The sequence below is a fragment of the Vibrio sp. RW genome (assembly GCF_027587105.1).
In the GTDB taxonomy this organism is placed as follows: Bacteria; Pseudomonadota; Gammaproteobacteria; order Enterobacterales; family Vibrionaceae; genus Vibrio; species Vibrio toranzoniae.
In genome coordinates, this window is sequence record NZ_JAPPTM010000007.1 from 153,023 (window position 1) to 177,756 (window position 24,734).

24 protein-coding genes are annotated in these 24,734 nt (G+C 43.2%); 5 read left to right on the forward strand and 19 right to left on the reverse strand.

Going from position 1 to position 24,734, the window contains the following annotated elements; all coding sequences use genetic code 11:
• Nucleotides 1-3: 3 nt before the first annotated feature.
• The 3 genes from pntA to OCT63_RS08650 all read right to left on the reverse strand — a co-directional run bounded on the left by pntA (nucleotide 4) and on the right by OCT63_RS08650 (nucleotide 2,539).
• Complete coding sequence (gene pntA, locus OCT63_RS08640) at nucleotides 4-1,551, reverse strand: Re/Si-specific NAD(P)(+) transhydrogenase subunit alpha (protein ID WP_060466746.1); 1,548 nt, start codon at nucleotides 1,549-1,551, stop codon at nucleotides 4-6.
• A 297-nt stretch (nucleotides 1,552-1,848) separates the two neighbouring features.
• On the reverse strand, nucleotides 1,849-2,130 hold the full coding sequence (locus OCT63_RS08645; RefSeq protein ID WP_060466745.1) for an HlyU family transcriptional regulator: 282 nt from the start codon (nucleotides 2,128-2,130) through the stop codon (nucleotides 1,849-1,851).
• 40 nt (nucleotides 2,131-2,170) lie between these two features.
• A complete protein-coding gene (locus OCT63_RS08650) occupies nucleotides 2,171-2,539 on the reverse strand; it encodes a late competence development ComFB family protein (RefSeq protein WP_060466744.1) in 369 nt (122 codons plus the stop codon).
• Nucleotides 2,540-2,933: 394 nt separating this feature from the next.
• On the opposite strand from OCT63_RS08650, the gene OCT63_RS08655 reads away from it, so the two are divergent.
• Entirely contained in the window at nucleotides 2,934-4,175 is a 1,242-nt protein-coding gene (locus OCT63_RS08655; protein WP_161754926.1) for a GGDEF domain-containing protein, read from the forward strand.
• A gap of 97 nt (nucleotides 4,176-4,272) precedes the next feature.
• On the opposite strand, the gene OCT63_RS08660 is transcribed toward OCT63_RS08655, so the two are convergent.
• Together OCT63_RS08660 and OCT63_RS08665 are read right to left on the reverse strand one after the other, a co-directional pair.
• A complete protein-coding gene (locus OCT63_RS08660) occupies nucleotides 4,273-5,286 on the reverse strand; it encodes a Solitary outer membrane autotransporter beta-barrel domain (RefSeq protein WP_060466742.1) in 1,014 nt (337 codons plus the stop codon).
• Between the two features lie 74 nt (nucleotides 5,287-5,360).
• On the reverse strand, nucleotides 5,361-6,332 hold the full coding sequence (locus OCT63_RS08665) for a GGDEF domain-containing response regulator (protein ID WP_269983617.1): 972 nt from the start codon (nucleotides 6,330-6,332) through the stop codon (nucleotides 5,361-5,363).
• Nucleotides 6,333-6,464: 132 nt separating this feature from the next.
• Between OCT63_RS08665 and OCT63_RS08670 the strand changes: the two genes are divergently transcribed.
• On the forward strand, nucleotides 6,465-6,902 hold the full coding sequence (locus tag OCT63_RS08670) for a DUF3069 domain-containing protein (protein WP_017058272.1): 438 nt from the start codon (nucleotides 6,465-6,467) through the stop codon (nucleotides 6,900-6,902).
• Between the two features lie 158 nt (nucleotides 6,903-7,060).
• Here the strand turns inward: OCT63_RS08670 and modC are convergent, their stop codons facing one another.
• From modC to OCT63_RS08690, 4 genes are read right to left on the reverse strand one after another with little or no spacing between them, the layout of a single operon-like run.
• A complete protein-coding gene (gene modC, locus OCT63_RS08675) occupies nucleotides 7,061-8,167 on the reverse strand; it encodes a molybdenum ABC transporter ATP-binding protein ModC (RefSeq protein WP_269983575.1) in 1,107 nt (368 codons plus the stop codon).
• A complete protein-coding gene (modB, locus tag OCT63_RS08680) occupies nucleotides 8,164-8,862 on the reverse strand; it encodes a molybdate ABC transporter permease subunit (protein ID WP_269983576.1) in 699 nt (232 codons plus the stop codon). The genes modC and modB overlap by 4 nt, the downstream gene beginning before the upstream one ends.
• Nucleotides 8,863-9,621, reverse strand: a complete 759-nt coding sequence (modA, locus tag OCT63_RS08685; RefSeq protein WP_269983577.1) for a molybdate ABC transporter substrate-binding protein — start codon at nucleotides 9,619-9,621, stop codon at nucleotides 8,863-8,865.
• A 49-nt stretch (nucleotides 9,622-9,670) separates the two neighbouring features.
• A complete protein-coding gene (locus OCT63_RS08690) occupies nucleotides 9,671-11,143 on the reverse strand; it encodes a cobyric acid synthase (RefSeq protein WP_269983578.1) in 1,473 nt (490 codons plus the stop codon).
• Nucleotides 11,144-11,374: 231 nt separating this feature from the next.
• Here OCT63_RS08690 and OCT63_RS08695 point away from each other — a divergent pair, with 231 nt between their 5' ends.
• Nucleotides 11,375-11,752, forward strand: a complete 378-nt coding sequence (locus OCT63_RS08695; RefSeq protein WP_269983579.1) for a YgiW/YdeI family stress tolerance OB fold protein — start codon at nucleotides 11,375-11,377, stop codon at nucleotides 11,750-11,752.
• Nucleotides 11,753-11,863: 111 nt separating this feature from the next.
• Entirely contained in the window at nucleotides 11,864-12,388 is a 525-nt protein-coding gene (locus OCT63_RS08700; RefSeq protein WP_161684418.1) for a hypothetical protein, read from the forward strand.
• Nucleotides 12,389-12,608: 220 nt separating this feature from the next.
• Here the strand turns inward: OCT63_RS08700 and OCT63_RS08705 are convergent, their stop codons facing one another.
• The 5 genes from OCT63_RS08705 to nrdD form a co-directional block, all read right to left on the reverse strand.
• Nucleotides 12,609-14,216, reverse strand: a complete 1,608-nt coding sequence (locus OCT63_RS08705) for an ABC-F family ATPase (RefSeq protein WP_269983580.1) — start codon at nucleotides 14,214-14,216, stop codon at nucleotides 12,609-12,611.
• Nucleotides 14,217-14,508: 292 nt separating this feature from the next.
• Nucleotides 14,509-15,192: a putative ATP-dependent zinc protease gene (locus OCT63_RS08710; protein WP_269983581.1), complete on the reverse strand. Its 684-nt coding sequence runs from the start codon at nucleotides 15,190-15,192 to the stop codon at nucleotides 14,509-14,511.
• 11 nt (nucleotides 15,193-15,203) lie between these two features.
• Nucleotides 15,204-16,388 (reverse strand): amino acid aminotransferase, encoded by a 1,185-nt coding sequence (locus OCT63_RS08715; protein WP_269983582.1) that lies wholly within the window; start codon nucleotides 16,386-16,388, stop codon nucleotides 15,204-15,206.
• A gap of 264 nt (nucleotides 16,389-16,652) precedes the next feature.
• Nucleotides 16,653-17,120: an anaerobic ribonucleoside-triphosphate reductase-activating protein gene (nrdG, locus tag OCT63_RS08720; RefSeq protein WP_136980727.1), complete on the reverse strand. Its 468-nt coding sequence runs from the start codon at nucleotides 17,118-17,120 to the stop codon at nucleotides 16,653-16,655.
• A gap of 174 nt (nucleotides 17,121-17,294) precedes the next feature.
• Nucleotides 17,295-19,415: an anaerobic ribonucleoside-triphosphate reductase gene (nrdD, locus tag OCT63_RS08725; protein ID WP_269983583.1), complete on the reverse strand. Its 2,121-nt coding sequence runs from the start codon at nucleotides 19,413-19,415 to the stop codon at nucleotides 17,295-17,297.
• Nucleotides 19,416-19,718: 303 nt separating this feature from the next.
• Here nrdD and OCT63_RS08730 point away from each other — a divergent pair, with 303 nt between their 5' ends.
• Entirely contained in the window at nucleotides 19,719-20,594 is an 876-nt protein-coding gene (locus tag OCT63_RS08730) for an endonuclease/exonuclease/phosphatase family protein (protein WP_269983584.1), read from the forward strand.
• A 145-nt stretch (nucleotides 20,595-20,739) separates the two neighbouring features.
• Here the strand turns inward: OCT63_RS08730 and OCT63_RS08735 are convergent, their stop codons facing one another.
• From OCT63_RS08735 to OCT63_RS08755, 5 genes are all read right to left on the reverse strand, one after another.
• Nucleotides 20,740-21,171, reverse strand: coding sequence for a YeeE/YedE family protein (locus OCT63_RS08735; RefSeq protein WP_060466727.1), 432 nt, complete (start codon nucleotides 21,169-21,171; stop codon nucleotides 20,740-20,742).
• Nucleotides 21,171-21,632, reverse strand: a complete 462-nt coding sequence (locus OCT63_RS08740) for a YeeE/YedE family protein (protein WP_082710303.1) — start codon at nucleotides 21,630-21,632, stop codon at nucleotides 21,171-21,173. The genes OCT63_RS08735 and OCT63_RS08740 overlap by 1 nt, the downstream gene beginning before the upstream one ends.
• A gap of 185 nt (nucleotides 21,633-21,817) precedes the next feature.
• Nucleotides 21,818-23,050, reverse strand: a complete 1,233-nt coding sequence (locus OCT63_RS08745; protein ID WP_060466726.1) for a glycosyltransferase — start codon at nucleotides 23,048-23,050, stop codon at nucleotides 21,818-21,820.
• A 99-nt stretch (nucleotides 23,051-23,149) separates the two neighbouring features.
• On the reverse strand, nucleotides 23,150-23,614 hold the full coding sequence (locus OCT63_RS08750; protein WP_269983618.1) for a GNAT family N-acetyltransferase: 465 nt from the start codon (nucleotides 23,612-23,614) through the stop codon (nucleotides 23,150-23,152).
• A gap of 22 nt (nucleotides 23,615-23,636) precedes the next feature.
• Nucleotides 23,637-24,734: a ketoacyl-ACP synthase III gene (locus OCT63_RS08755; RefSeq protein WP_060466725.1), complete on the reverse strand. Its 1,098-nt coding sequence runs from the start codon at nucleotides 24,732-24,734 to the stop codon at nucleotides 23,637-23,639.

A 24,734-nucleotide genomic window follows, 5' to 3' on the forward strand; every position in this document is an offset into this window, starting at 1 on the left:
TCCTTAGTCTTTACGGAACATTTCAAGCATACGTTTGGTCACGGTAAAGCCACCAAAGATATTGATACTTGCAATTAATACGGCAATAAATGATAAGAACGTGACGACGCCACTTCCTTGTCCTATTTGTAACAGTGCCCCTACCACAATGATCCCTGAAATCGCGTTAGTCACGGACATCAACGGTGTGTGCAGAGAATGGCTTACATTCCAAACTACGTAATAACCCACCACGCAAGCGAGAACAAAAACGGTAAAGTGAGATAAAAATGCAGCAGGAGCAACCGAAGCAACCCAAGCGAATGCACCAACAGCAACCGCCATACCCGCCGCTTTCTTAATTGGAGAAACAGGTTCTTCAACTTTAGGCTCGGGTTTCGCTGCTTTTGGTTTAGCTTGTTGTGGTTGAGCAGAAACTTGAATTGGTGGCGCTGGCCAAGTGACTTCGCCTTCTTTTACTACTGTGACTCCACGCAGCACAACATCTTCAAAGTCTATATTGATATTGCCGTCTTTCTCTTTGCAAAGCAGTTTTAGCAAGTTAACGAGGTTAGTCGCGTAGAGTTGAGAAGACTGAGTCGGTAGACGACCAACCATGTCTGTGTAACCAACAATCTTAACGCCATTCGCTGTTGTAATGACTTGATCCGCAACCGTGTACTCACAGTTACCGCCATTCGCTGCTGCAAGATCGACAATCACGCTACCTGCACTCATGCTGTCTACCATCTCTTTGGTAATCAGTTTAGGTGCCGGACGTCCTGGGATAAGAGCGGTGGTAATAATGATGTCGACGTCTTTCGCTTGAGCCGCATAAAGTTCTTCAGCTTTCTTATTGAACGCGTCAGACATCTCTTTTGCGTAGCCATCACCAGCGCTTGTATCTTCCTTGAAATCGACTTCCAAGAACTCAGCGCCCATAGACTCTACTTGCTCTTTTACTTCTGGACGAACATCGAACGAACGAACAATCGCACCCAAACTACCTGCAGCACCAATAGCGGCAAGGCCAGCAACACCCGCACCAGCAACCAGTACTTTTGCTGGTGGAACTTTACCAGCCGCTGTAATTTGACCGGTGAAGAATCGGCCGAATTCATGCGCCGCTTCAACAACCGCACGATAACCGGCGATGTTTGCCATAGAACTCAACGCATCTAGCGCCTGAGCTCTCGAAATTCGTGGAACAGAATCCATCGCCATCACGTTGATGTTACGACTGGACAATTGTTCCATTAATTCTGGGTTTTGAGCAGGCCAAATAAAGCTGACCAATGTTGCGCCATCTTTAAGTAGATCGATTTCGTTTTTAGACTCGTCAACGATCGGAGCGTTAACTTTAAAGATAATATCGGATTTCCAAGCTTCATCTGCAGTAACAACTTTTGCTCCAGCTTGTTCATAAGCTGCATCTTCAAAACTTGCTAACGCACCTGCTTGTGATTCAACACAAACTTCAAACCCTAATTTTAGTAGCTGCTCTACCGATTTCGGCGATGCAGCGACTCGCGTTTCACCTGCGAGTGTTTCTCTTGGTACACCAATTTGCATAGCTATTCCTTGACTATTGGCACAATGACTTATTCGTTTGTATCTAACGACAACTAATACTTCAAGCGTTTTGTTCAAAGAATAAGAAAAGTTATTACTTATAACAGTTTGGTGGAGTTTTAAGCACTTTATTTTAAGAAGTGAAACCCTTCCTCAAAGCAGATCAACCACTCAATCAGTAATCTGTGTGACAACTACCTGTTAGCAGATCTTATTCTCAAAAACAAAAAAGAGCTTTCAGCATATACACTGAAAGCTCTCAAAATGATGACTAACATCAATTCTAACCCTAATTGGTTAGCTAAATATATTGTTACCCATTTGGTCGATGAACATCTGTGATTTCTTGAGCATTAATTCGTTGGCGTCTTGTTTGTTTGAAACAACGTCAGAGCGAATAAACCGATGAGTTTTAATTTCACCTTCGATCTCTTTCTCGATTCGCCCAGCAACACGGTATTGACCAGATTCAGCAATGGCATCTTGATAGATATTGAAACCCTTATATTCGACTGGCTCAATCTCTACTTTTTGTTCGGTTTTTTCTTTGCCACTAAATAATCTAGAGAAGAAACCCATGTATTTTTACTCCTTAAATGACCGCACTCACACTAAACTATCATGACTGTTTACGATTCAACAATGGCTTTTCATACCATTGCAACTCTACGTCATCATCAAAGTTATGTTGGCTAAATATAACGGGCACATTGTCGTTACGCTCACGTCTTCTATCGTCAATAACCATACTTTCTGCATTTTTTACCGCGACCTCACTGTTTCGTTTATAGAGCACTAATTTATCTTCTGGCAGTGCTGAAAGAAAATCGATATCGAAGCGAATGTAGATCGGCTTAAGTTGCCCTAAAGCCAGACACGCAAGATCGGCCAACTGTTCGTTAGTATAGCTAGACACATATTCCTCGGTAGACAAAACGTGTCCCACCAAAGTTTCCATATAGTTATGTACATCAACACTAATTTGCATACTACACCTCCATTTGTAGCGGTTGTTTATGACCTAGTTTCAAATAGTGAACAACCTAATCGCAAAACTTACTTTAACTCTGTTATAGAGCTTGCTCGAATTTGATTACAGTCTATGCTTCTATCAGTTATCGGAGCTAATATGACAATTGAGGCAAAAGCACTTGAATTTTGTTAAGTACTTATAACGACTAATTAATTTATCATATATACTATTTAGTTCGTTCTATGGTTAATAGCAACTCGAATACATATAAAAATGGTGGCGCCATTAGCGCCCTATGGCAATATTTTGCTTTAATTTAGGCAAAAAGCTTGGCAATCGCTTGTTTAACCGTATCCTACGTATAACATTAAATTATAAGATCATCATTATAGTTAGGCTCACCACATAAATGACATCTTCTTTCGTAACGTCGAGCATGTTTCGATTTTGCTTCCCCTTACTTCTCTTAGCAATATTACTTGCAGGTATGAACAACGTCATTCTCGTGACGGGTTCAAACATAGGGTTTGCTAGCAACCTCCCATATATTTTACTGAGCGTTGCGGTCATGCTGTGCCACACATTTAAGCAAGGTCGAATGGCCATGGTTTCTGTAACCATGCTTGTCGCTTATTTAATCATCCAAGTTCGCTTGCAATCGCCACTCAATACCGGGACCACTTTGTTAGAGCTATCTCTGCTGGCCGCTCTACTGCCTGTGACTTGCTTACTCGTTTATGCCTTCCCCGATAATGGCGTTAACTCAAAATCCATGCTGTTATATGGCTTGGTACTCGTGTTGTTTATGGTGTGGACACAATTGATTGTTTCTCACTTCCATGCCGGAGGTTTTGAATCATGGAGCGAAGGCATTTTGTTTGTCGTGAGGGACTTTTCCAAACTGCCTTTAGTTTTGGTGCTATATAGCCTTTGTCTACTCGGCCTGACATCTATTTTGGTTCTGGTGTACAACCGAGCGATTGATGTTGTGGTCTACAGTGCAATTTTGCTCGCGTCATGTACCTTTATCTTTTTTGACGTTCAATACATCTCAAGCACTATGTTTTCACTATCGGGTACCTTGATCATTATCTATGTGATGTCAGCAAGCCACGATATGGCCTTTAATGACCAACTGACTAACATTCCTGGTCGACACGCCTTAGAAGTGGATATGAAGCACTTAGGGCGTAAGTACTCGATGGCGATGGTGGATATCGATCACTTCAAGAAATTTAATGATACCTACGGGCATGATATTGGCGACGATGTGCTGAAACTAGTGGCTCGTGTATTGAAAGAAACAACCGGAGGTGCGAAAGCTTATCGCTATGGTGGTGAAGAGTTCACGATCATTTTTAAAGGCAAGTACACAGAACAAGTGAAAGAGCACCTTCAAGCTCTGATTTCTGAGGTCCAGAATTACGACATCACTATTCGTAACGCTCACGAGCGCCCTGATGACCATGAAGTTGGTATGAAAAAGCGTGGTAAGAATAGTAAACCTGCAGATGTTGTGAATGTAACGGTAAGTATTGGGTTGGCTGATAGTACGACCACAAGACAGCCCGAAGAAGTTTTGAAGCTTGCGGATAATGCACTGTACAAAGCTAAAGAAACTGGCCGAAACAAACTGTGTGTTAAAAGCTAGTTCTGGGAGGCAAGTAAGCGCATCTACAGTTAGCTAAAGCCTTCAACAATAAACATCAATAAATTGAGAACCGAACAGGAGAAAATAAGTTTGGAGACTAATCTTGATTGAAGAAGATAATCAAGCTCCCTCCTTTCAAGCTGCTTCCGTAATTGATCGTAAAGCCAATGCCTACATTATCGACCCATTCATTAAATAAGTTGGGGTTAAGCAGCCAGCCCACACTGCCTTCGTAATACGACGTCGTTCCCATAGGAGCAACAGTATCACCTCCGATATCAATTCTCCTGATACTGGAGTACATAGATGTAATGTTTTTATCCCAACGTACTAGGTCGTAAAAGATCTTCGCTTCATTGGCTATATACCAACCTTCTGGGTGGCCAATATTACCGTTATTTGCTTCACCCCAACCGACACCATTAAAGTAACGCCAACTGGTACTGAGTTTGTATTTTCCCCAATCGTTCTTGTCTTCAAAGATCAACTTGATTTTAGGCTCAATGATATAGGCCCAAGCATCAGTATTGAGATAAGTCCCGTCAAGTTGGCCAGCAAGCGGCTTAAGCAGATTAGCACGATAATCGAAGTCGTTACGATAGTAAGAAACATGATTACCAATCCCTGAATGGAAACTCCAATAATCATTTAATTGAGAAACGTTAGCGAACTCAACATACCCCGATACTATGGTCTCTTTTTGAAAATCAGTTACTGTCGTTGACTCATATCGAACGTCTCTCTCAACACGCAATGCAGACAAACTAAGAGTCACCTCTTGATGGTTATCTTCAATGTAAGCTGGTAATTCAAATGTGTATGGTAGGCTGAGGGACGTAATACTTTTTCGGCGACTTACGGAATCGTTCGAACCAATAGCATCATTGTCTAAACTAAATACTTTATTTGGATCAAAGCTATTGATACCAAAAGTGAAAACATCAGTATCGTTAAGCAGTACACTCGTCGCAAAGCTCTGCTCGATATCTTTACGAAAAAGGTCAGATAACGACGTGGCAGCATTAACAACGGTAGGAACAACAAAACAAAGTACAGGTACGACCGGTGTCCAACATCTATTAATCATAGAAAATGACTTTGAGTGCGGCATTTTTATCCCTTAAATCCCTTTCTAGCTTCAACACTAGTAGAAGTGTCATTTCAAATATCTAACGAGCAGGTAAACTAAACTACAAGATCCAAAATGTTTCGTTGTATGTAGGTATTTCTACCACTTTGTTTGGCTTGATAAAGCACTTGATCAACTTTTTCGTAAACAAAGTCAATAGATTCATCACCACAGGGAATAAATGACAGCACCCCTTGTGACACTGTAACTCTATCGGAAACGGTTGAGTAATTGTGTGTATAATTCATTTCATGAAGTGCTTCTTCTACCCGATCCGCATGTAATTTAGCTGCTTTGATATCCGTATCACTCAAAATCAACACAAACTCTTCACCGCCATAACGACCTACAAATTCTCCAGCTCGAACAAAGAGACGCTTTAATGTACTAGCAAGTTCTTGCAAACACTTATCTCCTTGAATATGGCCGTAATTGTCGTTATAAGACTTAAAGAAATCTACATCTAGGAGTATCACGGTCATGGGCATATTACGTCTTCCGTGCCACGCGATGCTCTCTTCAAGCTTAGTATCCATATATCGACGGTTGTACAATTTGGTTAAACCGTCTTCGTTGGCTTGCTGTTGAAGAAGGATGTTCAGTTCTTCTAATTTGGCTGTGCTCTGCTTTAACTCACGCCTCATGTGCGCAATACGCTGCATCGCTATCAACTTAGAATTCAAAACAACTTTGTTCACTGGCTTGATCAGATAATCATCGCCACCAGCATCAATCGCTTTTGCAATCATTTCAGGCTCTTCGTGACCACTCAAAAAGATGATGGGAACCCACTCGGGGAATTGATGACGCACCTCGTTTGCAACCTCAAAACCGTCCATATCAGGCATAGTGATATCAAGCAACACGAGTTCAGGATCAAAATTAGAGTAAATATTTAGGGCTTCCTTACCACTTCCAACAGCTTCAACAATATGGCCCAGTTGCTTGAGTCGAATAGCAAGCTGCATTCTGTCTAGTTGAACGTCATCAACCAGTAATATGCGCATCGAAGCTCCCTTTTCTATCATCACATCACCTTTATATTGTGCTGAATATTCAAAGTAGCTCAATTTTGGGCTTAAATCATGCACTAATCTCTATATTATATTGACTTTTTTACAGATCTTTTTAGCATTGTTTTCTTTTTAAAGAGAAATATTATGTCAGACGCTAAAAGCAACGAACAACCAGAAATCGATTTAACCACTATCTCACCAGAGCTTCGTCAAGTTATCGAATTTGATGAAGTGCCAAAAGAGATGCACTTCATGGTTACTTCTATTCACGAAGTGTCTGAAGAAGCGGTACGTGAAGCTTGGGATAGCCTTCCAGCGAGCGCACAAAATGTTTTAGACAACTTTGAGCAGTTTCACGCTCTAATTTCTGTAAGCCAAGCGTTCGCTGGCGTCAACGTGATGGAAGAGTTCCCGACTCTTAAACTTCCAGAAGACATGACTGACGAAGAAAAAGAAGAGTACCGTGCTCAACTGCTAGACCAAGTCCTACACAACTGTGTAAAAGACATGGTTAAGCAAATCAAGAAAGCTCGTCGTGATGCTATCTTGAAGCGTGATTTTAAAGAAGTTTTTACTAAGTAAATCGCTAACAGTACTACTTATGATTAAGCCGCTTACTGCTTAAAAGGAGCGGCTTTTTTGTGCCCGCGACTTTTTCTTGTCGTTGTTAGTCTATAGAAACCTGTGCTTAACTGACGCTCCTAAAGTCTAGTTCACGATCTAAACTTTCAATTGACGATTTAGTGTGTAACAGCAATATCTCTCTGTGTGACACTAACACCCTTGATCTGAGCATAAACACGCTGACCAATTTCTAGATTGAGTTCATCTAAAGCCCATAACGTGATTGTTGCCCAAAGGTAACACCCTAACTCTAACTCCAACTTAACCCCTACACTCTGCCTATTATTGCCCTGTTGCTGCGTCTCTACGCTTTTAATGGTTACAGGGAGGATATTACGTATCGAAGTACCTTTCGGCTTATGTAGTGCGATAGAAACATCATTTGCTCTAACTTGTAATCTCACCGCGGCACCAATCTCACTGGACACCTTCTGAACCCATAACGACGTCGATTTACCAAGCGTCAGACGAGACAGAGTATAATCGTTATTGTGTTCCGTTAATGTTGCTTCAAATAGCGAGCTTTGCTCTGAGAAAGATTGCCAAGGCTGCATAGCTCTAGATGCCCATACTTCTTCGGTTACGCCCGATGAAATGACTTTACCTTGATCGATAATCACTAAGTAGTTCGCCAAGCGTAATATTTCATTAAGACTGTGTGTGACATAGATAACCGGGATTTGAACGGTTTCGGATAAGTTCTCCAAAAACGGCATCACTTCACGCTTACGAGGCAAGTCGAGAGAGGCTAAAGGCTCATCCATCAACAAAATGCTCGGCTTAGACAACAAAGCACGGCCAATCGCCACACGTTGCTTCTCACCACCAGACAAACGTGCCGGATAGCGATCAAGCAATGAGTCCAAAGACAACAGTGAAACGATTTGCTCAAAATGCGCTTTATCAACGCCCTTCATTCCGTATTTGAGGTTCGCTGACACCTTTAGATGTGGAAACAATCTCGACTCTTGGAAAACATAACCGACGTTGCGTTTGTGTGTCGGCAAGTTAATGCCCTTGTCACTATCAAATAAGGTGGTTCCCGATACGCTGATCAACCCCCTATCTGGCTGTTTAAGACCACTAATTGCATTAATTAACGAGGTTTTACCCGCACCTGAACGGCCAAAAATCGCAGTGATACCGTGGCTAGGTAACATTAAGTTGATATCAAAAAAAGTTTCACCAAGCTGTTGTTGGTATTGGAGTATTAAGGCACTCATGCATTACCTCCTAATCGTTGTGCAGACTTTTTATTTAACCACTCAGATAACATCAATGAACCAAGCGCTATCACGATAGAAATGGCACATAAACGTGCGGCTTCCATCTCCGCACCAGGCGTTTCGATAAAGGTGTACATAGCCAAAGGAATAGTTTGGGTTTCACCGGGAATATTTGAAACGAAACTAATCGTCGCGCCAAACTCACCAAGGCTTCTCGCAAAAGAGAGCATGGTACCGGTAATGATCCCAGGGAGCATCAGAGGTAATGTGATTGTGAAAAACACACGAATCGGCGACGCGCCCAATGTGGCAGCCGCTTCTTCAAGTTTACTATCGACCGTCTCTAGGCTGAGTCGGATAGAGCGAACCATTAATGGCAACGCGACAACAACGCACGCCAATGCCGCCCCCTTCCAGCTAAAGCTGAATACAATACCAAACACCTCATTGAGCCATGAGCCAATAATGCCTTGTCTACCCATCATCACCAGCAACAAATAACCGATGACCACAGGCGGCAGCACCAATGGCAGGTGCACAATGCTCTCGACTATGCTTTTGCCAAAAAATTGTTTCTTAGCAAGCAGCCACGCTAAACCAATGCCGATAGGAATCAGCCATAAGATGGCAAAACCAGCAACTTTCAAGCTCAGCATTAAGGCTTGGTATTCGTATTCTGACAAATACATCATTTAACGCACTTCAAACCCAAAACTGTTCAAGGTATCTTTCGCTTTTTCGCTCTTTAAGAAAGTATAGAACTGTTCTGCAACGACTTTATCGCTCAACTTCGCTACAGGGTAACGTATTGGGGTATGCAAATCTGCAGGGAACGTCTCGACTAAACTCACTTCTTTAGAAAGTAGAGCATCAGTTTTATAGACAATTCCAAGTTTAGCTTCATTACGTTCTACCAAAGCCAATGCCATACGTACATTGTTACTTGGTGCCAATCGAGTGCTCACATTACCCCAAACACCCAGAGCTTCTAACGCTTCCTTAGCGTAGATACCTGCTGGCACCGACATCGTATTTCCAACTGCAAGTCTTTCATTCGTCAGCAGTTTAGTCCATTGGTCACCCTGTGAGATATCCAACGATACCGGCATACCTTTCGGTGAAATCAGCACAAGTTCGTTCTCACACAGATTAGTGACATTGTCACTAGATGCGTATTTTCGGTCAACTAAATACGTCATCCATTTTTCATTTGCCGAGATAAAAATGTCTGCAGACGCCCCTCTTTCAATCTGACGTACCAATGAAGAAGTACTAGCGTACACAGGAATAACATCGACAGAATGATCTTTCTCAAACACATCAACCAATAGGTTAACCGCGTTTGTCATAGACGATGCAGCATAAACTCTTAGCTTTTCGGCCGCTAAAAGATGAGTCGAACTCAACGAAGTCGTTAACGCTAAGGTGATGAGGGTAGCTAGCTTTTTCATTATTCTCACTTATCTATTATTTGTTTTAGTTATTAACCGATATTCCCATTCAAACCCGAGCTTTAAACTCAGGCCAAAGCAATTCAAGATTTAAGTGCTCTTCGATGGCGTCAGCGATTCGATTAATACCCAACTCTTTAAGCTGTTCGTGGTCAATCGCTGTTACATCATTGGCTCCTGCCCATTCGCAGATAAGCGATAACGCATCACTGTTATCGAATATGCCGTGCAGATAAGTACCAAATATCGAGTTGTCTTGATTTATAGCACCATCAAGGCTACCTGATTCTAACTGAACCGGTAATACGGTTTCTTTGACATCAGTGTTACCTACGTGAATTTCGTAACCTTTTACTTGTGCTGATTTTCCATCCAGCGTCATAGTACCGATCACGTTAGTTAAGGTTTTCTGCTGCGTTAAGGTAGTGTCCATATCAAGGTAACCTAGCCCTTCACTGCTGCCGGGGTTACCCTCAACTCCATCTGGGTCGTGGATAATGTTTCCTAGCATCTGGTAACCGCCACAAATACCCATAACCTTGCCACCTAAACGGAGGTGGCGTTGAATATCTCTATCCCACCCCTGCTCTTTTAGGTAGCCCAAATCTGCTCTGACTGACTTTGTACCCGGTAAGATAATCAAATCCGCGTTGTTCAGACGTTCGCCTTTGCCTACGTAACGTAAATCAATCGACGGGTTAAGTCGCAGCGCGTCAAAGTCTGTATGGTTACTTATTCGAGTTAGTACAGGCACCACGACCTTGAGCTTAGCTTCTCCATCAGACTCTTGAGCGGAGGTAATGGCATCTTCTGCTTCAAGGTTAAAACCATGCAAGTACGGCAATACACCAATCACAGGCTTGCCAGTTTTCTCTTCTAACCAATCTAGGCCAGATTGCAGCAGCGCAATGTCGCCTCTAAAACGGTTAATCACGAAACCTTTCACTCGTGCCTGCTCAGATTCAGATAATAGAGCCAATGTGCCGTAAAGGTGAGCGAAAACACCGCCACGGTCGATATCCGCTACGATAATGACTGGGATATCTGCTTTCTCAGCAAATCCCATGTTGGCGATATCATTTTCACGCAAATTGATTTCAGCTGGGCTACCTGCACCTTCGATCATGACACTTTCATATTCTGCAGAAAGTCGGTCGAATGAATCGATAACCGTATTCATCGCGACCTTCTTATAATCGTGATAACCGGTCGCTTCCATATTGCTTAACGCACGGCCTTGCAAAATCACTTGTGCTCCTGTGTCTGAGTTCGGTTTCAGCAATACAGGATTCATGTGAACAGACGCTTCAATATTACAAGCTTGCGCCTGAACTGCTTGCGCGCGACCAATTTCGCCACCGTCTTTTGTCACGGCACTGTTTAACGCCATGTTTTGTGGCTTAAAAGGGGCCACTTTAATGCCTTTCCTAGCCAATACACGGCATAAACCTGCCACCAAAACACTTTTCCCAGCATCTGACGTTGTCCCTTGAACCATAAGGGCGCTTAATGGTGATCGCATTTGTACTTAAATCCTTAATTTCTTGCCGTTTGGCAATATTTATCTGCCCCTATATTAGCGTCATTGTCGAGTTGATGCCCAGTAAAATGAATGGAAAATGAATACCTTACTCACTCTGGATTCAACCTTAATGTTGTTTACTAGCATTATCGAAGCTAAACGTCTCTTCCCAAGAAATTGTCTTAGCTAAAGAAGACGTTTCAACTCAAAAACAATACTAAGGAATTCATCATGAAAAAAACTGTACTAGCAATTGTATCAATCATCACCTTAGCCCCTGCCTTCGCAATGGCTGGTGACCACAGTAATAATAAACACAAAGGCCCTATTGCTTACACAGGACCAATCGAAACCGTTTCTGTTGCTACACTGCTTGCAGACACAAGCATGTTCACAGAGCAGGACGCGATCGTAGACGGCAGGATTGTTCGTCAGATAAAAAATAACACGTTTATCTTCTCTGACGGACAGAGTGAAATTCAAATAGAGCTGGATGACGATATCCGTCTATCACAACCTCTAGCTGCTGATACCAAAGTACGTATCTTTGGTGAGTACGAAGGTGGCAAAACACCAGAGATCGAAGTTGATCATATTCAAGTTTTGTAAGCTTCAAGACTCAACTATTTAGCTTTAAATTACGCGCTTCAATAAATTGGCCTGCATGTTGCAGGCTTTTTTGTATATACTGCCGAAAAATACAATTTATATGGAGTCACCATGCTAGGTCGCACAAACAAGACTGTCCTTCTGGGGTTAGCTGCACTGTGTTCATTCTCTGCGTCTGCAAACAACTTTAACTACAACACATTCGAGCTACGCATGGGTACAAGCCCGAGTACTTTCGGTGGTGAAGTCACAACAATGTTTACTCAGAACTCACACATCATTGCACGTATCGATTCTGAATTTGAGAGCGATTGGGATGCCGCTGTAGGTATGGGGTTTAACGGTCCGATTAATCAATTTGCTGATGTGACAGGCCAAATGCTGTTGCACAACATTGAACGTAATGACAACAATGACATTAAAACTGAAATAAACATCGGTATAAAAGCATGGTTAATGGCAAATGTTGAGGTTAACGCACGTCTTGGCCAATTGATCGACAACGACGATACGCGTTCAATTGTAGGGGTTGGTGCTCGCTTTCACTCGACAGATCAACTTTCTGTTGGTCTTGATATGCGAAACAACGGCACTTACGGTCACCAAATTCTAATGTCAGCTCGATTCGGTTTCTAAGCTAGATTTCGTATCTAGGTTTTATGAATAAGCTAGGTTTCGTCACTAAGTAATACCAATCACAGTAAGTAAGTGATCAGTTATTTACTACGATTGGTATAATAAGTAGCTGGACGAATTAAATACAAAAAGCCCCGAACAAATTAATGTTCGGGGCTTTTTTTTGTTAGTTTCGCTAGCTTTTAGTCATTAAAAACCCTAAGCCAGCCAGCAACTTACTCTATAAATTAACCATCAACATCTTTTTTTGATGATCTAGGTACTCTTCATAAGTGCCTTGGAAGCTGACCAATTGTTGGTCTTTCACGTCGATAATGTGTGTCGCCAGCGACGAAACAAACTCACGGTCATGGCTTACGAAGATAAGCGTGCCAGTGTAAACCTTCAACGCGTCGTTCAGGGCTTGGATTGCTTCCATGTCCATGTGGTTGGTTGGTTCATCCATTACAAGCACGTTGATGTCTTGCATCATTAGCTTGCCGAACAGCAGACGGTTCTTCTCACCACCAGAACAGTTACGAGCTTTCTTATTTGCATCGTCAGCCGTAAACAACAGACGACCAAGAATGCCACGTACCATTAGGTCATCGTGCTTCACTGTACGCCATTGTGAGATCCAATCGAAGATGCTCAGATCGTTATCAAAATCCTTAGTGCTGTCTTGTGGGCAGTAACCTACAGAAGCATTTTCAGACCATTTAACGATACCTTTGTTCTGCTCTAGCTCTTGAACTAGACAACGTAGCAGCGTGGTTTTACCCACACCGTTCTCACCGATAACCGCAAGGCGCGTACCCGCTTCAAGCAGTAAATTACCACCAGAAAACAGTGTTTCGCCATCGAAGCCGTGACCAAGTTCTTGAAGTTCAAGCGCTTGACGGTGCAGTTTTTTACCTTCACCGAAATCAATTGATGGGCTCATACGGCTCGATGATTTCACTTCATCAAGCGTGATTTTGTCCATTTTCTTAGCGCGTGAACTTGCTTGCTTCGCTTTCGATGCGTTAGCACCAAAACGGTTTACGAAGTCTTGAAGCTCGCTGATTTCAGCGGCTTTCTTAGCATTGCTTGCTAGAAGTTGTTCGCGAATCAAGCCAGATGCTTCTAGGAAGTACTCGTAGTTACCTGGGTAAATACGCAGTTCACCGTAATCGATGTCCGCCATGTGCGTACACACAGAGTTCAGGAAGTGTCTATCGTGCGAGATGATGATCATTGTACATTTACGTTGGTTTAGCTCTTCAGCCAGCCAGTTGATCGTGTGAATGTCCAAGTTGTTGGTTGGTTCATCAAGTAGCAAGATATCTGGGTTTGCAAACAGCGCTTGTGCCAATAGCACACGCAGTTTCCAACCCGGAGCTACTTGCTGCATCAGGCCGAAATGGAACTCTTCTTCGATACCCGCTTGGATCAGGATGTCACCTGCACGGCTTTCTGCTGTGTAGCCATCCATTTCTGCAAATTCGCTTTCAAGCTCAGCGACTTTCATACCATCGTCTTCACTCATTTCTGGTAAAGAGTATATACGGTCACGTTCTTGTTTTACTTCCCACAGCTTTCTGTCGCCCATGATTACAACGTCGATAACGCTGAATTGTTCGAATGCGAACTGATCTTGGCTCAAAACCCCCAGCTTTTCTCCTGGAGTGATAGAAACGTTGCCCGAACTTGGCGTTAGTGCACCACTTAGGATTTTCATGAACGTTGATTTGCCGCAGCCATTAGCGCCGATCAAACCATAGCGGTTGCCGTTACCAAATTTAGCAGAGATGTTTTCAAACAGCGGCTCTGCGCCAAATTGCATTGTGATGTTCGCGGTAGATATCAAAGAACTAATTCCTAAGCGTGTACTGACACATAATTATTAAGCAGAAAGACGTGCCTATATAAGAAATACGAAAGTATGGGTTAAACATAAAACGAAGCGCGGATTATATAGAGATCAGGATCACATTGTCGAGGTTAAACGGTGAAAGGATGGCGAACAGTGCAAAATTAAATACAATTCCTCTGTTATTAGGCCATAAATAGAAAAAATCCCCATTAATTTCATTAACAGGGATTCGATTAATTAAAAACAACAGAAGCGTCCTATTGAGGACGAACTCATGCTCTTAATTCTATTTAGTTATTTTCTTCTGGACGTATTTTTGGCTTACATCAACAACCGCAATATCTCTAAAGAAGCTTCTACCCAACAGAAGTGGGAAAGAAAGATGCGTTCGATCTGCTAGCGTAAATTCCGTCTTATCTTTTAGATCACCAATTTGAATCGCGGCAACGACAACAGCGCGTCGTTGTGTACCCTCAGCGCTTGACTGCTTGATCTTAACCCAACGCTCTACAGGTAAGCTGATTTCTTCGGTTGTGATGTTGTCATGTTCAATTTTGAACTTAACCCAGTCTTTGCCGTCACGTTCAAAATCGACAATATCAACCGCACTGATTGATGATGTTGTGGCACCTGTATCGACACGTGCTTTAAACGCTTCTTTTAAACCAGGAACAAACACCCACTCTTCTGCACCAAGAATCAGTTTACCATCGTTCGTTTTTCTAACCTTTTCTACCGGCTTTTCAACAGGCACAGGTTTTACCTCAGGTTCAGTTGGTTTTACTTCTTCAGGCTTCTCTGTAGGTTCTGTGACTTTTTCGCCTTCTGCTGCGTCAGCGTCTGAAGAATCATCCACAATAGGTTGTTCGACTTGAGGCTTTTGCTCTGGCTCGACAGGTACTTGAGTTGTCGAGCAAGCAAAAAGACCGCCACTTAACATTAGGACTATAATCGCTTTCCAATTATACATTCAGTCACCTTCTATTTTGATACGTTGGCTATCGCTTTTGCTACGTAAGGAATATGCGATTCAGAAAGACCTGCAATATTGATGCGCCCATCACCAACACCATAGATGCCATACTCTTCACGTAACTGATTCATTTGAGTTTCTTTAAAGCCTAGTACAGTAAACATACCTTTATGGCTTTCAATGAAATCAAATTGTGACGTGTTATAAGTATTTCGCAATTCATCACATAAACTTTGGCGCAAATTTAACAAACGCTGCTGCATTTCACTCAACTCTTGCTTCCAAACCTTCGTTAACTCTTGATTCTGAAGAATTGTTTTCACCAAAGCCGCACCGTGATCCGGTGGCATAGTGTAAGTAGAGCGTGCAAGTGTCAGCAGCTTACCTTTGGCATTGCCAACGTGTTCGCTGTTCTTACCAATAACGATTGCTGCACCTGTTCTTTCACGGTATAAACCGAAGTTTTTCGAGCAAGATGTTGTGATCAGCATTTCTTCAACGTTGTTAGCCATGTGTTGAAGACCTTTCGCATCTTCTTCTAAGCCGTCTCCAAAGCCTTGGTAGGCAATGTCAACGAACGGTAAGAAGCCATTCTTTTGCGATAACTTAGTAATTTCTTGCCATGCTTCAAAATTGATATCAGCCCCCGTTGGGTTATGACAACAACCGTGCAGTAATACCACATCTAATGGACCTGCTTTTGCAAGGTCTTCCAACATTTTTGCAGTGTCTACTTGCTTCGTTTCAGGACTGAAATAATTGTAGTATCGAACTTTTAAACCAGCAGCTTCCATCACCGGTTTGTGGTTAACGTAGCTTGGGTTTGAAATCCAAACTGTGGTGTCTGGTTGAGAAACTTTCATTAAGTCACCCAACATACGAAGTGCACCACTTGCACCCGGTGTTTGAATCGCAGCAACGCGATCCATTGCTGAAGTCCCTTTAAGCAGCAGATCAACCATGCTCTGGTTAAACTCTTCACAGCCTGCTAGGCCAACGTAAGCTTTGGTTTTCTGCGTTTCAACAACGATATCTTGAGCCATAGAAACGGCTTTCATGATCGGAGTTTCACCTTGGTCGTTTTTATAAACGCCAATGCCTAAGTCGACTTTATCAGTACGAGTATCGCCGCGGTAAGCAACAGAAAGAGATAGAATTGGATCTAAAGTTGGTTTTGGTAGATGTGAAAACATGAAAGTCACAACCCTTTGAAATTCAAGTAATGACCTCCAACTTATCATTTTATTTACAATTTAAGAAATAGAAATTCATCAAAGTTTTGATTTTTAGTAGATAACCCTAGTTGAGTCCAATACATCCTAATATCTCGTACTTTATATAGTTCAATATTCCACCAACTTATAAAGATGAAGCGACATAAAATGAAAAACCTCAGTGGAATGCCAGAGGTTAGCAATTTGTACCAGTGATGCGAGTGTAAAAAATACGTCAACTCATTAAAGCGTAAATCGATGGATGATTTGGTTTGAACTGCCACGCCAATCTAGCATTGGATCCGCTTTATCTTGCTCGAAGCGACCGTCAATCAAAGTATCAACGTATTCCAATACTTGCTTCTGCTTTTCATCAAGCTCATCAAGTTCGTAACCCGTCCACATCCAGATATCTTTGCCTTCGCATTCGGCTTTCACACGCTGAACTAGCTTAAGCACTTCAGACACATTCGCAGGATGCAAAGGATCACCACCAGAAAGCGATAAACCGCGGCGTTTGATTCGCGGATCATTGAGATCAGCAATGATGTGGTCTTGCAATTCTTGAGTGAACAAATGCCCAGAGTCCAATCGTTGCGTCGATTGGTTATAACACCCGCGACACTGATGCACACAACCCGACACAAACAAGGTGCAGCGTGTTCCTGGGCCGTTTACAACGTCGATTGGGTGATATTGATGATAATTCATAAGGCAGTATTGAAAACTCGTGATTACTTAATGGTTTGAAGTGAAGTGTTGTAACAGATGAAAAGAAAGAATTGGTATCGACATAGTACCGATACCAATCTTATTTCTTGAAACGTAGCTCTTCTAAGTGAGCTAGCTAAAAATCGCAGACCCTAGCTAAGATCCTTCGTTAGATCAAAGGTGTTTCACGCGACGTTTAACTTCTTCTTGCTTACCGAAGTTAAATGGTCGTGCATCTGGGCTACCAAGGTAACCACAAACACGGCGTGTTACCGATACTTTCGTTGAGTCGTGGTTGCCACACTTAGGACACGTAAAGCCTTTACTTGTACAGTCGAACTCACCGTTATAACCACATTCGTAACACTCATCAATCGGCGTGTTGGTGCCGTAGTAAGGAACACGTGTGTAGCTGTAATCCCATACGTTTTCTAATGCTTCGATGTTCTTCTGCATATTCGGGAATTCACCGTAACAGATGAAACCGCCGCTAGAGATTTCAGGATAAGGCATCTCGAAATCGATCTTGTCGTATGGGTTCACTTTCTTTTGTACATCTAAGTGGAAGCTGTTTGTGTAGTAGCCACGGTCTGTTACGCCATCGATCACCCCGAACTCTTTGGTATCGATGCTACAGAAACGGCTACATAGGTTTTCACTTGGTGTGCCGTATAGGCTGAACGCGTAACCTGTCTCTTTTGTCCAAGATTCCACTTCACGTTTCATGTACTCCACTAGCTCAAGCGCTTTAGCACGCATTTGGCAGTCGTCGTACAAGTGAACGTCTGTGCCGTAAAGTGCCGTCATCGCTTCATGGATACCAATGTAACCAAGAGAAACAGACGCACGGCCGTTCTTGAAGATATCAGCGATAGAGTCGTCTGCTTTCAAACGAACGCCACATGCACCTTCCATATATAGGATCGGAGCAACACGTGCTTTCACATTTTCTAAACGAGAGATGCGAGTTTCTAGAGCACGACGAGCCAGTTTCAGTTTTTCATCAAGCAGTTCGTAGAACTTAGCCATATCTTGTTTTGCGTTAATCGCAATACGCGGCAAGTTCAAGCTAACAACACCTAAGTTGTTACGACCTTCATGAATCAACTCACCATTTTCTTCGTAAGTATTCAAGAAGCTGCGGCACCCCATCGGCGTTTTAAATGACCCTGTCACTTCTACTACTTTGTCGTAGTTAAGAATGTCTGGATACATACGCTTAGACGCACATTCCAGAGCTAATTGTTTAATATCGTAATTTGGATCTTGCTTCTGGTGGTTCAAACCATCTTTGATTGCAAACACCAGTTTAGGGAACACGGCTGTTTTTCGGTTCTTACCCAAACCTACGATGCGGTTTTTCAAGATAGATTGCTGAATCAGTTTTGAACCCCAGCTTTCGCCTAGCCCAAAGCCAAACGTCACAAACGGGGTTTGCCCGTTAGCGGTGTGCAGTGTGTTTACTTCGTATTCCAAAGATTGGAACGCGTCGTAACACTCTTTTTCAGTACGAGAGATAGCAAAAGCTTCTGGGCTATGAATGTCCCACTCTTTCGCTAGTGATAAATGCTTCTCGTAGCTCGCCATTACGTAAGGTTCTAGAACCTCATCGATACGGTTAATCGTAGTGCCGCCGTAGATGTGGCTCGCCACTTGCGCGATGATCTGCGCTGTAACCGCTGTCGCCGTAGAAATCGACTTAGGTGTGTCGATTTCTGCGTTACCCATCTTGAAGCCATGCGTTAACATGCCTTTCAGGTCGATAAGCATACAGTTAAACATTGGGAAGAACGGAGCGTAGTCTAGGTCGTGGTAGTGAATATCACCACACTCGTGAGCTTGTACGATGTCACGCGGCAAAATATGGGTTTTCGCATAGTGTTTAGCCACGATACCCGCCAGCAGGTCACGCTGAGTTGGGATAACTTTGCCATCTTTATTGGCATTCTCATTGATCAGATCAACATTGCTTTCTTCGATCAAACCTTCGATTTCACGCGTTAAAGCGCTTTGCTTTTCACGTGCGATGTCGCGGTCATGCCGATATTCAATGTAAGCACGAGCCAGAGACTTATAAGGTCCCTGCATTAGCTCGTTCTCGACCATGGTTTGAATTTCAGAGATATGAACTTCATCGTAGTCTTCGAGCTTCAACTCAACTGCTAATGCCACATTCAGTGCATAAATAGCAATTTCCTTATCGGCTTTGTCTGATGCTGCTTCCACTGCAGCTTGGATGCGATCTCTACTGAATGGAGCTCTTGAGCCATCACGCTTGATTACGATTGATTTCACCACTTCTCCTTACTCTTGAGGTATTCACAGACTTATCCACAAACACACTATATAGAGCGATTTGTCGTTTAACTAACACTAGATATTGTGGTGTATTTAACGAGAACCACCAACTTTGAGTATTGATTTGGATCAATAAAAAGAGAACGCTGACTAAGATCAATTCAATATTATTACGCAAGTTCTCAAGTCGAAAAGAAACAATGTAACAATAAAAAAACTGCTAAAAAGAGTTGAATTTTTGGTAAGTGTTGTAGGATAAAGGCTCATCTATATTGGCTGACAAAATTAGGGATATTTGGCATGAAACGACTTCAAAACTGGATAATGTTAGGTTGCTTACTCAGTAACCACGCGTTTGCTGAACCTTTTACCATCACCAGTTGGAATATCGAATGGTTATCAACCAACGGGGCTGTGAATAAGTTTTCTGACCAACGTGATCAAGCCGATTTCGATAAACTCGAACAGTACTTCCAGTCTTTAAATGCCGATGTGGTTGCTTTCCAAGAAGTCGATAACGTAAATGCCATTCAGCGCGTGGCTGGCAATCAATATAAGATCTTAATGTCCGACCGAGCATTACCAGAAAATAGTAACCATCAGTTCAAAGAAGTGAATCAATACACTGGCTTTGCGGTTCGTAAAGGAATCACACTGACCGACTACGCCGACTTTCCTCTGGAGTCGAGTGCTAACAGCAAGCTCAGGTTTGCCAGTTATGTGGTCGTTGAAACAGACTCAAAACCAATTCACATGTTGTCTGTGCATTTGAAGGCAGGCTGCAGCGGAGCGTATAAGTCTAACCGCGATTGTTCACGCCTAAAAGACCAAGCTCAGCGACTGAATGAGTGGATACAACAGAGAGAACGTAAAGGTGAAGCGTACGCGATTCTGGGCGACTTTAACCATAACCTCTCCTATTCAAGAGATTGGATGTGGAAGGATTTAACTGAAAGTACCGATGCTCGTTTGGCGACAAGAAAGACCCGTGCAGATTGTAAGGTTCGCTCAAACCGTAATAACCATCGCACGCACCAATTCCGCTCTGTGATTGACCATATTGTGGTGAGCGAGTCCTTGGATGCCTCTCCTGCAAAGCAAAAGGTATTTGAAACGCAAGATGTACTGGACTACAAACTCAGCGACCACTGCCCAGTATCAACGACTATTAAATAGTAGATTTTAGATAACAGCAGATTGTAGATAACTGAAAATAATAGAAATAGTAAATATAGAAAGAGGCTGACGGGCTTTCTTATTAAAACGAGTCAGCCTCTCAAATGCTCATATCAATCCTATTCGATCAGCGATAAATTTAGCACTAGCAAGTTTTATCCGTTCGACCTGCCAACCACATTCCCACCAGCATGCTTATCATAAACACCCACACTGTTGGGTTACCGCCACTGAGACTCGTCACCGCAGGCCCTGGACAAAAGCCTGCAAGCCCCCAACCTAGTCCAAACGCTGTTGAACCTAAAATCAACTTTCTGTCGATTAATGGATTGTTGCGGCTATCTAACGGTTCACCATTAATCGCTTTAGCACGCTTTTTAATGACCAAATGATAAAACGGTGCAAAGACCAATAGCGCGCCACCCATGACGAATGCCAAACTAATGTCCCAGTTACCTGTAATGTCTAAGAAACCGAGTACCTTCTCAGGATCAACCATGCCTGAGATGATCATTCCCGAGCCAAACAAGATTCCAGCAAGTAAGCCAACAAAGATAGTAAATGAAGAATTTTTCATTATGCCCCCAACCCCATCAGGTTCTTGATAAGCACGGTGACTATTGCTACACCCATGAATACACACGTTGCGATAATTGAACGTTTAGACAAACGTGCCATTCCGACAATGCCATGCCCGCTGGTACACCCATTCGCCGTTTTAGTGCCAAAGCCAACTAACAGACCAGCAATAACGACCACCAAGAGGTTCATCTCTTCCAGTTGAGGGAGTTGGTAACCGGTAGGAATTAGCAACCAACCGCTTACGACCATTCCAACAACAAACGCGATACGCCAACGCTTTTCAGTGTTTTCTGTATCCGCGTCTTCACTCTCTTTTTTACTGGGGCCAACTGGCAACAGTCGGCTAACAATCCCACTAATGCCAGCAACTCGACCAATGCCCAACATTAAAACAATGGCCGACACACCTAACAGCATGCCACCGAAAAACGCATCCAAAGGAATTAAACTAAGCACAGACCTCTCCTATTCACAAACATCATAAACTCATAACAACCTATAAATTAGAGTTTACTAATAAATATAAATTAGTCAATGCTAATGTAAAGGCGCTATATTTCGGTTTGTAAAAAGCTTGCCGCATAAAAAAGCCCTTAGACGTTAACCTAAGGGCTTAAGATTTATTCTGTCTTTGTTAACAGTTATTTGATCTTGTTCTTCTCAGCAATCCACTGCGACATGTACTTAGTACTTGCCATGCTGTGGTGCTTGAGCATCGAGCCAAAGAAGTTATCCAGTCGATGAGAATCAAGTTCAGACTCTAACGCAGTTAATCGCTCAATCAATGTGTCGCCCAGTTGATTCTGTTCATAGTACGCTTCAAGAATTGAGTGACACTGGCTTTGAGCCTTAAGCCACTTCTCTTCATCTTTATAGAGAGCGACAGCTTGTTGAACAAACTCATCGATATCATCAGCAACCGCGCCCGGCCATTGCAATTCGCCTTGCGGTAGCATGCCTTCACTGCCGATCTCGCTTGTCACGTTTGGAGTTTGCAGCTTCATTGCATCAAGCAACTTACCTTTAATGCCAGCACCAAAACGTAATGGCGCAACACAAACACGCGCCTGTTCCATCACTTCTTGAGCGTCTTTCGCCCAACCTTTGATATGGAAACCGGTTTTAGGGTTATGCAAAGCCGTTGCTTTCGGCGGCGGGTAAGATCCGTAAATATGAAGCTCAGATTCAGGCAACTGCTTACGAATCTTTGGCCAAATCTTCTGTAATTGAAGTACAGCATCCCAGTTCGGTGCATGTCTAAAGTTACCTATCGTCATGAAATGCTTACGTTCTTCAAAGCTTTTTGTACTTTCAGGCAGCGTAGTGAGGTCAACCATGAACGGCAGATGATGTAATAGCTTTGGATCGATATTAAACTCAGATTGCAGCAATTCCATCTCGTAGCTTGAGATGATCAACGAAAGATCACAGCGCAGAATCGCGGCAATTTCACGTTTCGCCAAATCACTGTACAGGTGCTCTTTGGTCAGTTCTGTCTCTTTCTTAACGGCTTCATGTCGGGCATTACGTAAGAACTGTAAATCTTCAGTATCCAACAGCTTAAACGCGTTCGGACATACCTTCTCAACGCGCCAACCGAACTGCTCTTCCATCATAAAACGGTCAAACATCACGATATCTGGCTGCAGCTCTTCGATGTATTGGTCAAAGCTATCGCAATTTAACTGAATAGATTGGCTTGTGATTCCCTCTTCAGAGAGATCAATCATGTGCTCGGTTTCTTGAGCTGGCGTTGCAAATTCAACGGACCAGCCTTGCCTCTTAAACAGGCGTAAAAGTGACATCATATGGCTGCCAGCCGCCGATGAATTCGGTTCTGGCCAAACGTAGCCAATTGCTAAAACTTTCTTCAAAACACTTCCTAAGAAATAACAAAAGGGACTGTAGAAGTCCCTAATTAAACGTAAATCGATTTATACCGCTGATTATAATGAGTTCTAAGAACTCAGCGATCAGATTCGCTCACCTACATTGCGAGCTGTCATAAGCACTTCATCCGCAGAGTACAGGTTTGAAATCGTGGTTTCGACTTCTGCACCTAACGTCGATTGATAAAGCTTTTGTGCAAAGTTGTCTGCTCTGGTGGTCACTAATACATGTTTTAGTGTCGAGCCTTGCTCTGCTAGTTTCTGCTTCACTTGCGGCAAGGAGTCTAGAATCAGCTTTTTACCCAACCCTTGCCCCTGCGCGCTCGGTAACACGGCAAGTTGCTCTAGCTCCAAAACAGCTTCAGGTCTAAACCCACTCTTCTGAACCCAAATAATGTAGCCGACAATCTCGCCTTCGTTCTCGGCAACGAAGTTAAGAAAGCGTGGCGCAGCATTTAAGTTACATTGTAACCAACCTTTCGAGCTTTGCTGTCGAACAAAAGTAGCTTGGTGAACTAAAGCCGCCCCATCGAGGTCGGCTTCTGTCATTAAACGAACTTGCACCATGCGGCTACTCGTTCTCAGAATTAGGACGCGTTTTACAGTGTAAAATGGCTCTTTCTAAAAGCTCTAAAGCAGACTTATCCGCTTCTGGCAGCTTAGCGTCCGATTGGCCTAACGGTTCAACACGGCTACCCCATTTAATATGACCAGCCCCCCAAGTTAAACCGGCACCAAATGCCGCAACAAGAATGTTGTCGTTAGGTTTAACAAAGCCTTGCTCTAACGATTCACACAATGCAATTGGCACAGTCGCAGCCGACGTGTTGCCGTAGTTTTGAATGTTCACAAACGCTTTTTCGCGATCGATACCCGCCATATCACACAGAGTTTGAATGATTCGGATGTTAGCCTGGTGTGGAATCACAACATCGATGTTATCTGTTGAGATGCCAGTACGGCTCAATACGGTGTGCGCTGCAGCACCCATGCCTTTCACCGCACGTTTGAAGATCTCTTTGCCTACGAAATCAAAGTCCCAGTAACCGTTGTCAGCCGCGAAGCGATCCATAGAAGTACCGAACTTTGGTACTGCTAGAATATCGCGGCCTTCGGCGTCACAACCGATCTGAGCTTCTTGTAGGCCAACTTGCTCTTCAGTGCGAGATAGAACCACAGCGCCAGCGCCGTCACCGAAAAGAACCGCAGTATCACGCTTGGTCCAGTCGATGAAGAATGACAAGCGCTCTGCACCCACAACGATTGCATTGCGGTAATTGCCCGCTTGAATCAATCGAGTCGCGGTTTCAACGCCGTAGATAAAGCCAGTACACGCTGCGTTAAGGTCGAAAGCCGCTGCACTCTTAATACCTAAGTTCTGTTGAACCTTAGACGCCGTATTTGGGATAAGAGAATCTGGACTGCACGTTGCAATGATCACAATATCGATATCTTCAGCTGTCAGGCCAGCACATGCCATTGCATGCTTGGCTGCAACGGTCGCAAGCTCAGAGGTATTTACATGACTGATACGACGGTTTTCGATACCAGTTCGAGTACGAATCCACTCGTCAGACGTATCAATAAAAGTGCTTAAATCATCATTGGACAACACAGCTGGTGGCAGACACTTTCCCCAACCTGTAATCTCAGCGTAAAATTTTGTCAT

Excerpts from the sequence above, each read along its gene's own strand:
- pntA (WP_060466746.1), bottom strand. The coding sequence starts at position 1,551 with ATGCAAATTGGTGTACCAAGAGAAACACTCGCAGGTGAAACGCGAGTC.
- OCT63_RS08645 (WP_060466745.1), bottom strand. The coding sequence starts at position 2,130 with ATGGGTTTCTTCTCTAGATTATTTAGTGGCAAAGAAAAAACCGAACAA.
- OCT63_RS08650 (WP_060466744.1), bottom strand. The coding sequence starts at position 2,539 with ATGCAAATTAGTGTTGATGTACATAACTATATGGAAACTTTGGTGGGA.
- OCT63_RS08655 (WP_161754926.1), top strand. The coding sequence starts at position 2,934 with ATGACATCTTCTTTCGTAACGTCGAGCATGTTTCGATTTTGCTTCCCC.
- OCT63_RS08660 (WP_060466742.1), bottom strand. The coding sequence starts at position 5,286 with ATGCCGCACTCAAAGTCATTTTCTATGATTAATAGATGTTGGACACCG.
- OCT63_RS08665 (WP_269983617.1), bottom strand. The coding sequence starts at position 6,332 with ATGATAGAAAAGGGAGCTTCGATGCGCATATTACTGGTTGATGACGTT.
- OCT63_RS08670 (WP_017058272.1), top strand. The coding sequence starts at position 6,465 with ATGTCAGACGCTAAAAGCAACGAACAACCAGAAATCGATTTAACCACT.
- modC (WP_269983575.1), bottom strand. The coding sequence starts at position 8,167 with ATGAGTGCCTTAATACTCCAATACCAACAACAGCTTGGTGAAACTTTT.
- modB (WP_269983576.1), bottom strand. The coding sequence starts at position 8,862 with ATGATGTATTTGTCAGAATACGAATACCAAGCCTTAATGCTGAGCTTG.
- modA (WP_269983577.1), bottom strand. The coding sequence starts at position 9,621 with ATGAAAAAGCTAGCTACCCTCATCACCTTAGCGTTAACGACTTCGTTG.
- OCT63_RS08690 (WP_269983578.1), bottom strand. The coding sequence starts at position 11,143 with ATGCGATCACCATTAAGCGCCCTTATGGTTCAAGGGACAACGTCAGAT.
- OCT63_RS08695 (WP_269983579.1), top strand. The coding sequence starts at position 11,375 with ATGAAAAAAACTGTACTAGCAATTGTATCAATCATCACCTTAGCCCCT.
- OCT63_RS08700 (WP_161684418.1), top strand. The coding sequence starts at position 11,864 with ATGCTAGGTCGCACAAACAAGACTGTCCTTCTGGGGTTAGCTGCACTG.
- OCT63_RS08710 (WP_269983581.1), bottom strand. The coding sequence starts at position 15,192 with ATGTATAATTGGAAAGCGATTATAGTCCTAATGTTAAGTGGCGGTCTT.
- OCT63_RS08715 (WP_269983582.1), bottom strand. The coding sequence starts at position 16,388 with ATGTTTTCACATCTACCAAAACCAACTTTAGATCCAATTCTATCTCTT.
- nrdG (WP_136980727.1), bottom strand. The coding sequence starts at position 17,120 with ATGAATTATCATCAATATCACCCAATCGACGTTGTAAACGGCCCAGGA.
- OCT63_RS08730 (WP_269983584.1), top strand. The coding sequence starts at position 19,719 with ATGAAACGACTTCAAAACTGGATAATGTTAGGTTGCTTACTCAGTAAC.
- OCT63_RS08735 (WP_060466727.1), bottom strand. The coding sequence starts at position 21,171 with ATGAAAAATTCTTCATTTACTATCTTTGTTGGCTTACTTGCTGGAATC.
- OCT63_RS08750 (WP_269983618.1), bottom strand. The coding sequence starts at position 23,614 with ATGACAGAAGCCGACCTCGATGGGGCGGCTTTAGTTCACCAAGCTACT.
- OCT63_RS08755 (WP_060466725.1), bottom strand. The coding sequence starts at position 24,734 with ATGACAAAATTTTACGCTGAGATTACAGGTTGGGGAAAGTGTCTGCCA.